General features: G+C 63.9%; 17 protein-coding genes. 8 read left to right on the forward strand and 9 right to left on the reverse strand.

The features are described from left to right. Positions 1 to 71: 71 nt before the first annotated feature. Positions 72 to 713, forward strand: coding sequence for a ribonuclease HII (locus A3728_RS01145; RefSeq protein WP_236628235.1), 642 nt, complete (start codon positions 72 to 74; stop codon positions 711 to 713). An 88-nt stretch (positions 714 to 801) separates the two neighbouring features. Next, positions 802 to 1,902 (forward strand): site-specific DNA-methyltransferase, encoded by a 1,101-nt coding sequence (locus tag A3728_RS01150; RefSeq protein WP_067919499.1) that lies wholly within the window; start codon positions 802 to 804, stop codon positions 1,900 to 1,902. Between the two features lie 116 nt (positions 1,903 to 2,018). On the opposite strand, the gene A3728_RS01155 is transcribed toward A3728_RS01150, so the two are convergent. Together A3728_RS01155 and mutY are read right to left on the reverse strand one after the other, a co-directional pair. After that, positions 2,019 to 3,170, reverse strand: a complete 1,152-nt coding sequence (locus A3728_RS01155) for an alkane 1-monooxygenase (RefSeq protein ID WP_067919500.1) — start codon at positions 3,168 to 3,170, stop codon at positions 2,019 to 2,021. 49 nt (positions 3,171 to 3,219) lie between these two features. Then, positions 3,220 to 4,299 carry an A/G-specific adenine glycosylase gene (gene mutY, locus A3728_RS01160; protein ID WP_067919502.1) on the reverse strand — a complete coding sequence of 360 codons (1,080 nt, stop codon included), beginning with the start codon at positions 4,297 to 4,299 and terminating at the stop codon, positions 3,220 to 3,222. An 84-nt stretch (positions 4,300 to 4,383) separates the two neighbouring features. On the opposite strand from mutY, the gene A3728_RS01165 reads away from it, so the two are divergent. From A3728_RS01165 to A3728_RS01175, 3 genes are read left to right on the forward strand one after another with little or no spacing between them, the layout of a single operon-like run. After that, positions 4,384 to 4,893: a DUF721 domain-containing protein gene (locus tag A3728_RS01165; protein ID WP_067919503.1), complete on the forward strand. Its 510-nt coding sequence runs from the start codon at positions 4,384 to 4,386 to the stop codon at positions 4,891 to 4,893. 21 nt (positions 4,894 to 4,914) lie between these two features. Further along, complete coding sequence (locus A3728_RS01170) at positions 4,915 to 5,592, forward strand: DsbA family protein (RefSeq protein WP_067919525.1); 678 nt, start codon at positions 4,915 to 4,917, stop codon at positions 5,590 to 5,592. Continuing rightward, positions 5,592 to 6,704, forward strand: a complete 1,113-nt coding sequence (locus A3728_RS01175; protein WP_067919505.1) for a CaiB/BaiF CoA transferase family protein — start codon at positions 5,592 to 5,594, stop codon at positions 6,702 to 6,704. The genes A3728_RS01170 and A3728_RS01175 overlap by 1 nt, the downstream gene beginning before the upstream one ends. Before the next feature lie 14 nt (positions 6,705 to 6,718). Here the strand turns inward: A3728_RS01175 and lpxK are convergent, their stop codons facing one another. The 6 genes from lpxK to A3728_RS01205 form a co-directional block, all read right to left on the reverse strand. Then, a complete protein-coding gene (lpxK, locus tag A3728_RS01180; RefSeq protein ID WP_067919507.1) occupies positions 6,719 to 7,699 on the reverse strand; it encodes a tetraacyldisaccharide 4'-kinase in 981 nt (326 codons plus the stop codon). Position 7,700: 1 nt separating this feature from the next. After that, positions 7,701 to 8,927 (reverse strand): 3-deoxy-D-manno-octulosonic acid transferase, encoded by a 1,227-nt coding sequence (locus tag A3728_RS01185; protein ID WP_067919509.1) that lies wholly within the window; start codon positions 8,925 to 8,927, stop codon positions 7,701 to 7,703. A gap of 7 nt (positions 8,928 to 8,934) precedes the next feature. After that, a complete protein-coding gene (locus A3728_RS01190) occupies positions 8,935 to 9,177 on the reverse strand; it encodes a DUF4170 domain-containing protein (RefSeq protein ID WP_067919511.1) in 243 nt (80 codons plus the stop codon). 57 nt (positions 9,178 to 9,234) lie between these two features. Next, entirely contained in the window at positions 9,235 to 10,014 is a 780-nt protein-coding gene (locus A3728_RS01195) for an inositol monophosphatase family protein (RefSeq protein WP_067919513.1), read from the reverse strand. After that, complete coding sequence (locus A3728_RS01200) at positions 10,001 to 11,347, reverse strand: TldD/PmbA family protein (RefSeq protein WP_067919515.1); 1,347 nt, start codon at positions 11,345 to 11,347, stop codon at positions 10,001 to 10,003. Before A3728_RS01200 ends, A3728_RS01195 begins: the two co-directional genes overlap by 14 nt. A gap of 101 nt (positions 11,348 to 11,448) precedes the next feature. Beyond that, positions 11,449 to 12,984: a DUF2125 domain-containing protein gene (locus tag A3728_RS01205; protein ID WP_067919517.1), complete on the reverse strand. Its 1,536-nt coding sequence runs from the start codon at positions 12,982 to 12,984 to the stop codon at positions 11,449 to 11,451. A gap of 141 nt (positions 12,985 to 13,125) precedes the next feature. On the opposite strand from A3728_RS01205, the gene A3728_RS01210 reads away from it, so the two are divergent. Beyond that, the gene (locus A3728_RS01210; RefSeq protein ID WP_067919518.1) at positions 13,126 to 13,875 is read left to right on the forward strand and encodes an SDR family oxidoreductase; all 750 of its coding nucleotides are present in this window, start codon (positions 13,126 to 13,128) and stop codon (positions 13,873 to 13,875) included. Continuing rightward, positions 13,872 to 14,525 carry an enoyl-CoA hydratase/isomerase family protein gene (locus tag A3728_RS01215; protein WP_067919519.1) on the forward strand — a complete coding sequence of 218 codons (654 nt, stop codon included), beginning with the start codon at positions 13,872 to 13,874 and terminating at the stop codon, positions 14,523 to 14,525. The genes A3728_RS01210 and A3728_RS01215 overlap by 4 nt, the downstream gene beginning before the upstream one ends. Before the next feature lie 141 nt (positions 14,526 to 14,666). On the opposite strand, the gene A3728_RS01220 is transcribed toward A3728_RS01215, so the two are convergent. After that, entirely contained in the window at positions 14,667 to 14,960 is a 294-nt protein-coding gene (locus tag A3728_RS01220) for a hypothetical protein (RefSeq protein ID WP_067919526.1), read from the reverse strand. A 69-nt stretch (positions 14,961 to 15,029) separates the two neighbouring features. Between A3728_RS01220 and A3728_RS22120 the strand changes: the two genes are divergently transcribed. Beyond that, positions 15,030 to 15,309, forward strand: a 280-nt coding sequence (locus tag A3728_RS22120; protein WP_150120596.1) for an NAD(P)/FAD-dependent oxidoreductase, incomplete at its 3' end; no start/stop codon positions are given.

Below are 15,309 nucleotides of genomic sequence, written 5' to 3' on the forward strand. Positions count from 1 at the left end.
GGGCATCTCTCCCTTCTTCTTTTTTGCCGGGCAAGTTCATTGTAGGGCTTGAATGCCGGACAGGCTTGCGCATGCTGCGCGCCATGTTTCCGACCCTCTTTCATGAAACCGCCGCACGTGAACGTGGATACCTGCGCATCGCGGGCGTGGATGAGGTGGGTCGCGGACCGTTGGCGGGGCCGGTACTTGCCGCCGCGGTGATACTGGACCCCGCGCGCATTCCCGTCGGTCTGAACGACTCCAAGGTGATCTCCGCCAAGGAGAGGCAGCGGCTGCATGGCGAATTGCATGAAGTTGCCGAGGTCAGCATCGGAGAGGCGAGCGTTGCCGAGATCGAGAGCCACAACATCCTGCGTGCGAGCCATCTGGCGATGCTGCGCGCGCTGGACGGGCTGACGACGCCGCCTGATTACGCGCTGATCGACGGCAACCTGATGCCCCGGGATATGCCCTTCGCCGGTGAACCCATCATCAAGGGCGACAGCCTGTCGGTCTCCATCGCCGCGGCCTCGATTGTGGCGAAAATCTGTCGGGATTGTGTCATGTTGTCGCTGGCGCAACAGCACCCCGGATATGGTTGGGAAACCAACATGGGATATGGCACGAAAAGCCACATAGAGGCGCTGGGGAAAATAGGGGTGACCCCACACCATAGACGGAAGTTTAAACCCGTCCACAACATCTTGTATCAAGATAAATTAACAACCTCTTGATTCAAAAAGAATTTGACCCTGATTCAACCGTCGGACATCCTATTTCCAACCAATGAGCACAAAATGTGCCGGGGACAGAGGCAGTTGAATGAAGACCATCACAAAGGGCGCCGCGGCGCTTCCGTTGAACAGTATAATTGCGGGCGATTGCATAGAGGCAATGAACGCGTTGCCCGCCGAATCCGTTGACCTGATTTTCGCGGACCCCCCCTATAATCTGCAACTGCGCGGTGATCTGCATCGGCCCGACAACAGCCGCGTGGATGCGGTCGACGATGAATGGGACCAGTTCGACAGTTTCGCGGTCTATGACCGGTTCACGCGGGCTTGGCTGAAAGCCGCGCGGCGCCTGCTGAAGCCCAATGGCGCGATCTGGGTCATCGGCAGCTATCACAATATCTTCCGTGTGGGGGCGGCCCTGCAGGATGCCGGATACTGGATCCTCAACGATGTGGTCTGGCGCAAATCCAACCCGATGCCGAACTTTCGTGGCAAGCGTTTCACCAACGCGCATGAAACCATGATCTGGGCCGGCAAGGACGAGAACGCCAAATACACGTTCAACTACGAAGCGCTCAAGGCCCTGAACGAGGGCATCCAGATGCGCAGCGACTGGGTTCTGCCCATCTGCACGGGGCATGAGCGGCTCAAGGACGATGCGGGCGACAAGGCGCATCCGACGCAGAAACCCGAAAGCCTGCTGCACAGGGTGCTGGTGGGTTCCACCAATCCGGGCGACGTGGTGCTTGATCCGTTCTTCGGTACCGGCACGACCGGCGCGGTGGCCAAGATGCTTGGCCGCGATTTCATCGGGATCGAACGCGAAGCCGCCTATCGCACGGTAGCGGAAAAGCGCATCGCCAAGGTCCGCAAGTTCGACCGTGAAGCGCTGCAAACGAGTGTTTCCAAGCGCGCAGAACCGCGCGTCCCATTTGGCCAGCTTGTCGAACGCGGCATGTTGCGCCCCGGTGAGGAGCTCTATTCGCTCAACGGGCGTCACAAGGCGAAGGTGCGTGCCGATGGCACGTTGATCGGCGCCGATGTGAAGGGCTCCATCCATCAGGTCGGTGCCGCCTACGAAAAGGCCCCGAGCTGTAATGGCTGGACCTACTGGTGCTTCAAGAAGGATGGCAAACGCGTGCCAATCGACCTTCTGCGGCAGCAGATCCGCGCGGAAATGGCGAACTAGCCAGCCCCACCCACAGTTTTCTCAGACACCGCCGGTGCCCGCTGCCTTCCTTCGGAAGGCTGCCTGTCAGGGCACTCACCTTGGCCTCGCCTTCGGGCGGGGCCCTTTTCATTCTTTCAGCGCGGCAGCGGGTTCGTCCCGGCCTTGTAGTGACGCCAATCGGTGATTTCCGGGTAATACATCGCGCGCCATTTCCGAACCCGGGGGTTCATCATCCGTCGCCACAGCGGCGGGATCATCGCGGCCATGGTCATGACCGGATATCCGTAGGGAAGCTGTGGTGCCTCTGTCGCGCGATAGGTTTGCAGGACGGGAAAGCGCCGGTCCGGTTTGTAGTGATGGTCCGAATGGCGCTGTAAGTTGATCAGCAGCCAGTTGGAGGCCTTGTGCGATGCATTCCACGAATGGCGGGGCTGGACGTGTTCGTATTTTCCATCGCCCAGATGTTTACGGGTCAGCCCGTAGTGTTCGATGTAATTCACCAGTTCGAGCTGCCAGATCGCGACCCCCGCCTGCACCAGGAACAGGCCCAAACCGGCCCAGCCGCCGAGGATCAGTGCCGCGAGAAGGAAGCCCGCCTGAAGGGCCCAGTACTTGAAGAAGGGATTGGACAGGTCTGTCCAGGGTTTGTCCTTTCGCGCCAGCATCGCTGCTTCGGCCCGGAAGGCGGATTTGAACGATTGCCGCAGAACCCGTGGATAGAAGCGATGGAAGCCTTCGTTGTAGAGCGCTGTGACGGGGTCGCGGGGCGTGGCGACATAGCGATGATGCACAAGCAGATGTTCGGACCGGAAGTGCGAATAGAGCACCATGGCGAGCAGCAGGTCCGCCCAGAGCCGTTCGAGCCGATTCCGCTGGTGCATCAGCTCATGGCTGTAGTTGATCCCTACTGTTCCGGTGATGACGCCGACGCCAAAGAACAGAAAGACCTTTTCCCACCCCCCCAGATGCGGGGCGCGCGTGGCATAAAAGATCAGGCCGAAGACCGTGATGATCTGCAAGGGAACCCAGATCAGCGTGATCAAGCGATACCAGAACAGGTCATCTTCGGAGGTTTGGGGATCGTTGTTGTCGAGGTTCAGCCCCACCGCCGCATCGAGAATCGAGAACAGGAACCACGTGACCAGCGGCAGCAGCGCGATGGACCAGCCGCCGATAAAGGCGCAGAGCCAAGCAAGAGGTATCAGACCGAGTGAAAGCCAGAAGGGCAGGGCGCGGGACAGGCGCGACATTTCGGAAGCGGCGATGTGGTTTTTGGATGATGTCATGTCGGACCCTCTGCGCTACGGTCGTGATATATCGCGGTCCGACGCTTCCTCAAAGTGCTACGTCGCGGACCAGATCGAACGCCTTGCGCATCACGGTCGGCAGGTCCGACGGGCGGAAGCGCTCCGGCGTGATGAACGTGCCAAGATCGGGGGCACTATCGGTCGGAACCTCTGCCGTCATGATTGTCAGCGAAAGGTGGAAATGGGTGAAGGTATGGCGCACCTCGGCCTCCAACGCGCGCCAGTCCGCATCGAGCGGGGGTTTGCCGGTGGGGCGGGGCTGGCCAACCTCCACCCAATCGCTACCGGGCCAACCCAACATGCCCCCCAGCAGCCCTGTCTCGGGCCGGGTTTCCAAAAGCCACGCGCCGTCCTTCGCGCGTCGGGCTACATAAAGCGTTCCATGGCGCAGCGGCTTCGGCTTCTTCGCCAGTTTGCGCGGCAGTTCGGCAGCGGTGCCGCGCTCGCGGGCCAAACAGGGGTTGCGCCACGGGCAGATCCCACAGGCCGGGGATTTCGGGGTGCAGATCGTCGCCCCCAGATCCATGACCGCCTGGGCGTAGTCGCCGGGCCGTTCGGAGGGCGTCAGCGCCGACGCCTCACGCATCAGCAGGGGTTTGGAGGCGGGCAGCGGTTCGTGAATGTCATGGAGCCGGGCCATCACCCGTTCCACGTTGCCATCAAGCACCGTGTGCGGCAGGTCAAAGGCGATGGAGGAAACCGCCGCCGCCGTGTAGGGGCCGATACCCGGCAGTTTCAGCAGCGCGTCATGATCCGCCGGAAAGCGACCGCCGTGTTCATTAACGACGACGCGCGCGCATTTGAGCAGATTGCGTGCCCGCGCATAGTAACCCAGCCCCGCCCATTCGCCCAAAACCTCCGCATCCTCTGCGGCTGCAAGGTCACCGAGCGTGGGCCAGCGGGCCGTGAACCGCAGGAAATAGTCGCGAACCGTCGCCACGGTCGTTTGCTGCAACATGATCTCGGACAGCCAGACGCGATAGGGGTCGGGCAGTTGCCCCGCGGCCCTGTCCCCGGGGCCTACCCGCCACGGCATCGTCCTTGCATGCCTGTCGTACCAGTCCAGCAGGCTATGCGGCAAAGCGCCCATGGTTGGAGCGTCACGCATACTTTATGCCCGCCCCCTTCGCCGGTGGCTGGCGATATGCGCGTAAATCACTATGTTGGCTCTAGTCATCCGGGGAACATAATCATGCCGCCACGGCGCGCCACCACAAAAGGCTTCAAACGTGCCGATGCCCTTCTGACAGGGCAGATTCGCAAGGCGAGCGAATCCCGGGGTTTCGCCCAGTCGCGTCTGTTGACCCACTGGGCGGAAATTGCAGGCCAGGACGCCGCAGCCATCGCCCGCCCGGTCGAGGTGAGCTATGGCCGGGGCGGTATGGGGGCGACGCTGACATTGCTGACCACCGGCGCCCACGCCCCGATCCTTGAAATGCAGAAGGAGCAGCTGCGCGCGAAGGTCAACGCGGTTTACGGCTATAACGCCATCGCCCGGATCCGCATCACCCAGACGGCGGCGCAGGGCTTTGCCGAGGGGCAGGTCGCCTTCGAGCATCGCAGCGCGCCCGCCCCAGCGGCCGAAACGGACCCTGCAATCCAGCGCCGTGCAGAGGAATTCGCGCAACCGGTCGCTGACACCGGGCTGAGGGATGCCCTTGCACGACTGGGGCAGAACGTATTGAACAAGACCAAAGGCTGAAACGCTTACAAAGGAATGAACATGAATCGCAGAAACGTAATTCTGGGCGGCCTCGCCCTTCTGGGTCTGGGCGGCTGGTACTTTGCCGGTACGGCCACGAACGAAGCGGGCTCCACCTCCTTCAACCCCTCGGCGGGCGCCGCGAACGCGCAGAACTCCGATGTCGATACCTCCTCCGTGGCCGAGATGGAGCTGGGAAATCCCGACGCCCCGGTAACGGTGATCGAATATGCCTCCTACACCTGCCCGCATTGCGCCAACTTCCATGCGGGACCCTACAAGCAGCTGATGGCCGACTATATCGACACCGGCAAAATCCGGTTCGTGTACCGCGAAGTCTATTTCGACCGCTTTGGCCTCTGGGCTTCCATGATCGCGCGTTGCGGCGGTGCCGAGAAGTTCTTTGGCATTACCGATCTGCTCTACAAGGGTCAGTCGGAATGGACACGCGCGGGTGAGCCTGCACAGATCATCGAAGAGCTGCGCAAGATCGGCCGCCTCGCCGGGCTGGACAATGCCCAGCTTGACGAATGCCTCAACGATGCGGAGCAAGCCGAAACGCTGGTTGCCTGGTTCCGTGAAAACGCCGAGAAGGACAATATCGATTCCACGCCCAGCTTCGTGATCGACGGCAAGAAATATTCCAACATGCCCTACAAAGACATGAAGGAGCTGCTGGACGCGGCACTGGGGGCCTGATGACAGCCCCGCTGGCCGGGCTGAAGGTCGTCGAAATGGCGCGCATCTTGGCCGGCCCATGGGCCGGTCAGACGCTTTCCGATCTGGGTTGCGAAGTGATCAAGGTCGAAAGCCCGGACGGCGACGACACCCGCCAGTGGGGCCCGCCCTTCGTCACCCGGGACGACGATGTCTCGGCCTCCTATTTTCATTCGACGAACCGGGGCAAGGCATCGGTCACCATCGATTTCCGGACGGCGGAGGGGCAGGCGAAGGTCAAGGAACTGCTCGCCGATGCCGATATCCTGATCGAGAACTTCAAGACCGGCGGGCTGGCGAAATATGGTCTGGACTACGAAAGCCTCGCCGCACAGTTTCCGAAGCTGATCTATTGTTCGATCACCGGTTTCGGTCACACCGGCCCCTATGCCCACCGCGCGGGCTATGATTTCATCATTCAGGGCATGTCCGGGCTGATGTCGATCACGGGGGAGCCTGATCGTCAGCCCCAGAAATCCGGCATGGCGATCACGGATATCTTCACCGGTATCTACGCCACGACCGCAATCCTCGCTGCTGTGCACCAGCGCAGCCAGACGGGGGTGGGTCAGCATATCGACATGGCGCTGCTTGATTGTGCCGTGGCCATCACCGGCAACCAGTCGATGAACTACATGACCACGGGCAAGCCCCCCACCCGTATGGGGAACGCACATCCGAACCTCACCCCTTACGAGGTGTTTGAATGCAGCGACGGCCATATCATTATCGCGACTGGCAATGACAAGCAGTACCAACGGCTCTGCCGTCTGCTGGGGCTCAATGACATGGCTGAATCCCCCGACTACGCCAAGAACGCGGATCGGGTCGCCAACCGGCCAGAGATGATACGCCGCCTGAACGGTGCCACCTGCCTGCGCGCGCGGGATGACCTGCTCGCCGCCTGCGAGGCCGAAGGCGTGCCTGCGGGGCCCATCAACGACATGGCCGACATGCTCGCCGATGAACAGGTCCAGGCCCGCGGAATGCGCATCGAACTGGGCGGTGTGCCCGGTTTGCGCTCACCCTTCCGTTTTTCGGGCGCCGATCTAGCATTGCACCGCCCCGCCCCCAAATTGGGCGAGGACGACTAGCAAGAGGGGGCGATTTAGCCCTTACGCGGCAGCGCCTTCAGCGCATCGAAAAGCGCATTCTGTTCAGGCAGGCGCAGTCGGACGGGCAGGGTGATAACCTTGGAGCGGAAGCTCGCGGGCAGGCGCACCGCGTCCTTTTCGGTGGTCACAAGCTGTGCACCTGACATCATCGCATGCGCTTCGAGGCGTTTCATCAGTGTGGGGGTCAGGGGCTGATGATCGCTGAGCGCTTCGGCATGGACGAGCGTCGCCCCGAGGTCACGCAACGTGGCAAAGAACTTCTCCGGATGTCCGATGCCTGCGAATGCAAGCACTTCTGTGTCCGACCAGTCCATCCCCGTCTGCAGCGCGATGAGTTCCGCGGGAACGCGGGTAGGCTTCTCTGGGGGCGTGAAGGCGGCCTGCGCCACCGCATCCCCGATGCTGAGAAGCAGGTCAGCGCGCGCCAGCCCTGCCTCCACCGGTTCGCGCAGCGGACCGGCAGGCAGGCACAGCCCGTTGCCGAAACCCTTTTGCGCATCGACCACGACAACTGAAAGGTCATGTGCGAGCGCCGGGTCCTGAAACCCGTCATCCAGTACGACAACGCTGGCGCCTGCTTCTTCTGCGGCGCGGGCGGTCTGCTCCCGGTCGGCGCCGACCCAGACTTCGGCGAAGGCGGCGATCAGCAACGGTTCGTCGCCCACCTGCTGCGCGCTATGGCGCGAAGGGTCCACGCGCGTGGGTTCGGTGATGTTGCCCCCATATCCACGCGAAACGACATGGGGTTCATGGTAGAGATCGCGCAAACGTTCCACCACGGCGATGACCGTCGGGGTCTTGCCGGTTCCGCCGGCATTCAGGTTGCCGATGCAAACGACCGGTATGCTCAGCCGTCGCCGCGCCCCCCCGGCCAGCCGCCGCGCCGTGGCCCGCGCATAGAGCTTTCCCAGCGGCGAAAGCAGTCTTGCGCGCCAGTCGGGTTTGGCCCGGTGCCAGAAGGATGGTGCGCGCATGTCAGTTTCCCCCCGAAAGCGCACCGTCCAGCGCATCGATGATCAGATCGGTCACCCGGTCGGTCTGCGCCGCCCCTTCGGACACGACGTCCCAGCCGGCGTGGGCCATGGTGGCGGCCTGATCCGGTGCGATGAGGCGTGAGACCGCAGTGCCCAGTGCCACCGCATCGTTAACGATGCGTGCCGCACCCGTGGCGGCGAGGCGGGAATAGGCGGGCAGGAAGCGTCGCACATTGGGGCCATAGAGTACGGCGGACCCGAGGGCCGCGGCCTCGAAAGGATCACCGCCGCCGTGATCGGCCACGAGGGACGAGCCCAGAAAGGATACCGGCGCGACCCGGTAGAAAAGGCCCATGTCGCCCGGGTCTTCGGCCACGAGCACCTGCGTCGAATCCTCTGGGTAGATGTCACTTCCCCAGCGCATCACGCGAAAGTCGCGCGTGGCGGCTTGCTCAGCCATCTGCTCCGCCTGCGCGGGGTCCGACGGAAAAAGGATGAGCAGCAGCCGGTGCGACAGGCGCAATGCGTGTCGATGCGCCGTCAGCACGATGTTCAGTTCCTCCGGCAGGACGCGGTTGGCAAACCAGACGGGACGGCCCTTGAGCGCCTTCGACATTTCGGCAAGGTCACTGTCCGCGCAGGGGAGGGCCTTGCCGCCGGGCATCAGGGGTTCCGTTATGCGCAGAACAGTCGGGGGCGCGCCAAGGTGGGTCAACCGGCGAAACCCGGCCTGGGACCGGACGAGGATCGCATCGAAATGCGAAAGCAGTTCACGGGTGAGATCGCGCAGCCACCTGTCACGGCGGCCATCGAAGCCCCCGGTATCGGCATCGACAAGCAGCAGCGGACAGTCCCGCGCCGCGGTTTCAAGGATCAGGTTGGGTTGCAGACGACCCCAGAACCAGACGCAGGCATCCGGTTTCCAATGACCCAGAAAGGCGGCGATGCTGCGCGGATGATCGTCGGGCATTTCGGTAACGCACAGGGTTTCGTCGCCCCCCGTGTGGTCCGGCCTGCTGCCGCGTTCTACGGTGATGACGGCATGCAGACCCGGGCGGTTGGCGTTGACGCGGGCGGCGATATCCAGAACGGTCCGCAGGCTGCCCGGCTCCGGCGCGTGAAACCAGACGACCTCTCCTCTCGGACGGGGCAGATCCGCGACATAGCCCGTGCCTTCGCCCCGCTGGGCAAGCGCACGATATGCCGCCAGACCGAGCGAGCCCGCCATCGCGAACTCAGCCCAGTTCTTCGGTGGCCGAGGCGGGGGTTTCCTCGTCCCGCAGGCGGTGGAGGTGGGCGATGAAATAGCGCATATGGGCGTTGTCGACGGTACGCTGGGCTTCGTGCTTCCACGCGTCATAGGCCTTGGCGTAATCGGGAAAAATGCCGACGACATGGATATCGTCGACGTTCTTGAAGACGTTTTCCGAAGGGTTCACCAGCTCGCCGCCGAAAACCAGATGCAGGCGTTGTGTCATGAAAGTGCTCTTTCTTCTGCTGCGGATATGGTCAGACTGGGTAGCAGATAGGGCCGTTCACGCAAGGGCGTCGATGAGGCTGCGGTGGACATGGAGCCCCCCTGCCACGACACCGTCGAGCCGGGGATCGGGATTGTTGAACCGCAACGGGTCGCCCCGCCGGTTCGAGGCGGCACCGCCTGCTTCGGCGATGATCAGGGCGCCCGCTGCAATGTCCCATTCCCAGCTGTGGCGCAGCGTGAGCATCGCGTCATAGGCCCCTTCCGCCACCAGCGCGAGCCGATAGGCCAGCGAGGGGCGATAGGCCCGCTTGAAGTGCGGGGCCTCTTCTCCGCGCCAATGGTGCAGGGCCAGCGCCGGTTTCGCGGCCAGTACCTCGGCCCGGGCGATCTCCCGTTCCTGGGAGGCCTGCAGCGCGACACCGTTGAGCGTCGCCCCCCGGCCCCGGGCCGCCGCGTAGAGCAACCCGCGCAGCGGCAGGTAGACCACCGCCGCCGTGATCCATCCGCCCCGTGCGACGGCCAGCGAATGGGCCCATGTGTCGGACCCTTCGACGAAGCTGCGCGTGCCGTCGATCGGATCGACGATGAATACCGCCTCCCGCGACAGGCGGTCTTGGGTGTCCTCGCTTTCCTCCGAAAGCCAGCCGTAGTCGGGCCGGGCGGGGCGCAGCACGGCGTGTAGCAGATCGTTCACGGCAAGGTCCGCTTCCGTGACGGGGCCCAGCCCCCCGGGCTTGTCCCAGCGCCGGGCGCGTGCCCCGGCATAGCTGGTGGCCACGCGCCCCGACATGCGCGCAGCGTCGATCAGCAAGGCGAGGTCGTCACGCTCCGGCAAGGGTCATTCCCGGCACGAGAAGCGACGGCACGACCCGGCTGAGGTATCTGCGCGCATCATTCGCGGGGACGATTTCGCGCAGCATGTCCCGCAGGTTACCCGCGATCGTACATTCATTTACCGGGTGAACGATTTCGCCGTTTTCCACCCAGTGGCCCGCGGCCCCGCGCGAATAATCGCCGGTATTGGGATTGATGGTGGCGCCGATCATCGACGTTACCAGAAGACCGGTACCCATGTCGCGCATGAGGTCCGCCCGGCTGGCAGCCCCTTCGGTCAGTTCCACGTTCCAGTTGGACGGCGACGGCCCCGAAGACAGGCCCCGCGCCGCGTTGCCGGTGGAACGAAGGCCCAGCTTGCGCGCGCTGGATAGATCGAGCGTCCAGCCGTTGAGGATGCCGTTTTCCACGATGGCGCGGCGCTGGGTTGGCAGGCCCTCTGCATCGAAGGGGCGCGATCCTGTCGCGCGGGGGCGGTGAGGGTCTTCGAAGACCGAGACACCCTGCGGCAGTATCTGCTGGCCCAGATCGTCCCGCAAAAAAGAAGCGCCACGGGCGACGGCATTGCCATTCACGGCGGCGAGCAGATGCCCCAGCAACGAAGCGGCTATCCGTTCATCGAACAGCACGGGATAGGTGCCGGTCGGGGGTTTGCGGGCACCGATGCGGGCCGCGGTGCGTTCGCCCGCTGTTCTGCCGATGTCTTCCGGGCTGCGCAAATCGGATTGGAAGATGCGGCTGTCACCGTCGTAGTCCCGCTCCATTTTCGTGCCTTCGCCTGCAATGGCGACACAGGACAGCCCGCGCCCGGTGCGCGCATAGCCCCCGGCAAAGCCATTGGATGCGGCCAGAAACACCCTGTCGTTGCTGTAGCCCGCTGTGGCCGACTGCACCTGCGACACGCCGTCGACTGCGCGCGCGGCTGCTTCGGCCCGCCTCGCGTCCTCCTGTATCTCTGCAGGGGAAGGTTCGGGGGTCGGATCGGCCAGCTCCAGTGCTTCGAGGTCCCAGTTTCGCGCAAGGTCGCCGGGATCGGCCAGACCCGCATAGGGATCATCGGGCGCTTCGCGCGCCATCGCCACAGCCCGCATCGCCATCTCTTCGATAGTGCGGTCAGAGACGTCCGAGGCGGAAACGACTGCGACCCGCTTGCCCACGAAGACCCGCAACCCGATATCGGTGGCCTCTGCACGCTCGGCCTGCTCAAGCTGTCCGTTGCGAACATCGACCGAGAGGGACACACCGGATCGGGACATGGCATCCGCCGCATCAGCGCCGGCGTTTTGCGCCGCGCGCAGCAGCGCATGGGCCATAGCTTCGGGGGAATGTTGCATGAACGCGGTCTCTTTCAGTGGGTCGCAGCAGAGGTAACGACGCCCTGTTCCTATCGCAAGGGCGCGCACCCGGCGTCCGGTCTGCCGGGTGGCGGCGGCCCTTAGCGGATGCGCTGGCCGTTCGCCAGAATTTCCCCCGCCGGTGTGAAGCGGATTTCGGAGGCCAGCGTGTCCGGATCGTCCCCCGGTTTTGCGAATAGGCCAAGTACCATGCGCGCGCCCATCGCCTGCTGCTGGGGCAGAAGGCCGGATGCCACGAGTTGGTCGATCAGCGCATTGGCCCCGGCGAGCGCCAGCGTGACCTGTCCCACCGGCTTTGGCATGCCCTGATAGGCTGCGAGGTCTTCGTTATCGAACTCGACTGATCCTTCGCCCGTCAGTTCCGCATCGAGCGCCTTTACCGACAGGGCGTTCAGGGTCAGCGCCTGGATCTCGGCGGGCTGGGCCTCCGGGTCCGCCATCCGTTCCGCCGTCGCCGGATCGAAGAGGTCCGCCAGCAGACGAACCCGCCCGGCGAGGTCCAGAAGAACACTGGCAGAGGTGCGGGGCAGGTCCTGCGCCGGATCGAAGATGTTCCAGATCGCGTCCGACATGGTGAACCCGTCCAGATCGATCAAGGCAGAGAACGGCTGGGCCTCGGCACTGGTCAGCACCGGCACATCGAGGTCAAAGGCCCCTTCTTCCATGGCGAACTGGATCGGAAAGGTCATGCCCGGCAGGTTCAGGTCAACCGAAATACCGGTTTGCTGCCCGGCATAGCCCAGCCCTTCCGGCGCGAGCGATACATCGAGGTTGCCGCCGTCAGAGGCGGTCACGATGTTCACATCGCCGTTGACCGGGTCGGAAAGGTTCAACTCCGTTCCGCCCCCGCCGAAAGTCAGCCGACCCTTGCCGGTGAAACCGGCAGCGATCATGTCGCCCAGCCCTTCCGCCTCCGCTGTCAGCGGCATCGTGCTGCCGCCGGTAATGCCGATATCAGATCCTGCCCCCTTGAGCCGCATCGCGGTCGCGTCCATCGGGTTGTTGACCAGCAGTTCGTATTGCAGGTTTTCGATGCTCGCGATCTGTTCCTGCACGCGCTTTTCGCCCACCTTGGCCACGCTCCGGGCCGCGAGCCCGGTGGCCAGCAGGTTGAAACCGGCATTCTCCGCGCCGAAGGTTTCCCCGCCCACCTGCAACTGCGTCAGGATCAGTCCGGCGGTTTCTGCCGAATAGGCATAGGTCATCTGCTGCGCATCGCCGGAAACGGTCATGAGGGGGGCGGTCTGGGTCAGGTCGATGTCGAACTGGAGCGGTTTGCTTTCCGCGTCGGCGGGCGTGATGTCCACGGTGATCGGCATGACCTCAGGCATCACGACGGCCACGCTGCCATCGGCGTCCTGCTTGAAGGTCAGCGTGCCCAACGAAACGGCCATCGCCCCGCCGCCTTCGGGGGCGAGGCTGCCGAACCGCAGATCGCTTACCGTCAGATCGGCTCCGTCGGCGGTTTCCGTCCCGTCGACGACATATCCCATGCCTTCCATATAGACGCGCCAGTCGGCCCAGACTTCTGCGGGGGTGACATCGGCGGCAGCCGCCTGTGCAAACAGCACGAGGGGCAGCGCGGCGCGTGCGGCGCGGGGTATGAAGCAGGGCATAGAAGTGTCCTTTTCAAGCTGTGGGAAGCCGTGGTTGCCCACCGCGCGAAATGAGGCGGTGATGGGGCTGGACCATGACGCGCGGCGACAGTACCACAGGTCTGACGCCACATGCAAAGTGCGAAGAACGGGGTAATCCAGATGGACATGACGGGCAAGACGGTAATGATCACGGGGGCCAGCCGCGGCATCGGGGCGGAGGCCGCACGGGTTTTCGCAGAGGCTGGCGCGAACGTGGCCCTGCTGGCCCGGTCGCAGGATGCGATCGCCGAACTGTCCGGTGATCTGGGGGCGAAGGCCATCGCGATCCCGTGCAACGTCGCCCGCTTCGGAGAGATGTCTTCAGCGGTCGAAACGACCGTTGCGGCCTTTGGAAGCCTCGATGTGCTGATCAACAACGCGGGGGTGATCGATCCGATTGCCCATATCGCGGAAGCGGACCCGGATGACTGGGGTCAGTTGATCGACATCAACGTGAAGGGCGTGTTCAACGGTATCCGCGCGGCCTTGCCGGTGATGAAGGCCGCCGGTGGCGGATCCGTGCTCACGGTGTCTTCCGGTGCGGCGCATAACGCCGTAGAGGCATGGAGCAGCTACTGCGCATCGAAAGCCGCCGTAAACATGCTGAACCGCTGCCTCCACCTTGAGGAAGCGCATGGTGGCATCCGGGCCATCGGTCTTTCGCCGGGTACGGTGGCAACGCAGATGCAGCGCGAAATCAAGGCCTCGGGCATCAACCCCATCAGCCAGCTGGACTGGGAGGTTCATATTCCCGCCGATTGGCCCGCGCGCGCGCTGCTGTGGATGTGCGGCCCGGAGGCGGACGGATACCGGGGGGAGGAAATCTCCCTCCGTGACGATGCCGTTCGCAAGGCCATCGGCCTCACATGATCGGGCTGGACAGGGACGAGGGGATCTGGACGGTCACCATCGACCGGCCCGAAAAGGCGAATTCGCTGACCCACGACATGCTGTCGCAGCTTGCCAGCATCGCCGAGGATGCGCAGCAGGCGCGCGCGTTCATCCTGACGGGCAGGGGCAAGGTGTTCAGCGCGGGCGCCGATCTGGAGGAAGCCCGCGCCGGTCTGGCCGTCTCCGATGTGTGGGAACGGCTGTCGAGCGCGATCGCAGCCTTGCCGGGGATCAGTATTGCGGCCCTGAACGGCACCATGGCGGGCGGCGCCATGGGAATGGGGCTGGCCTGCGACCTGCGAATCGCCGTGCCTACGGCCAAGTTCTTTTATCCGGCGATCAAACTGGGTTTCCTGCCTCAGCCCAGCGACCCGCCACGTATGGCAAAGCTGATCGGGCCCGCGCGAACCAAGCTGATCCTTCTAGCGGGCCAGAAGATCGATGCCTCGGAGGCTTTTGCCTTCGGGCTCGTGGACCGGATCGTCGAACCAGATGCCCTTATCGACATGGCGCGTTCGCTGGCGCAGGACTGCTGCGCCGCCCCGCGGGACATCGCGTCGGGTATCAAGGAAATGTGTGCAGTGTCAGAGGAGGTGCCGCGCGTCGGAGCGGTATTGCCACGGCGCTGAAAACCGCCCCTCCGGTCAGATCAGCGGAACGAAGGGTACGTCGCAGGCTGCGAGAAGAAGGGCGGAAGCGAGAAGCAGTGTGAGACGCATGGGATTGGTTCCTGTATGTTTCTGCGGTTTTCGCCGGGCCGGAGGGCCGTGTCAACGCTTGCGCATCCCGCCCGGCACTTTGGAGCGGAAACCGGGCGGGCGCTTGGCCACCCATGCGGCGAATTTTGCGAGCCTCGGATGCCCGCGCAGCGCCTCGGGCGTGTTGTAATCCCGGGCCAGTTCCGCTTCCGTCAGGGTGGCATGGATCTCGCGGTGGCAAATGTGATGCATTAGAACCGTTGCGCCCCCCTTTCCGCCCTTCAGCTTCGGGATCAGATGGTGGCGGCTTTGGGGGACGTCCGGGGGGATCGGGCGCAGGCAGAGCGGGCAGGTAGGGTCTGTCATCGGCGGCTTGATCCCGGGTCTCGTGACGGGCATGAACATGGCCTGACCGTAGCCGAAGGCAAGCCGCAGATGATCGACCAGAAGGATCCGGAAACGCGGCGCGCTGTCGTCATCGGTGGCGGACCGGCCGGTCTGGCTGCTGCCGAAGTCATGGCGCAGAAGGGGATGAAGGTGACGATCTGCGAGGCGAAGCCCTCCGTCGCGCGCAAGTTCCTGATGGCGGGAAAATCCGGTCTGAACCTGACGATGGCGGAAGAACGCGATGCCTTTGACCGGGCGCTCGGCCCCTCCGCGCCGCACCTCGCCCCGATGTTGGATGCCTTCGATCAGGAGGCGGTGCAGCATTGGG

This window comes from Sulfitobacter sp. HI0040, from assembly GCF_001634885.1.
Taxonomy (GTDB): domain Bacteria; phylum Pseudomonadota; class Alphaproteobacteria; order Rhodobacterales; family Rhodobacteraceae; genus Sulfitobacter.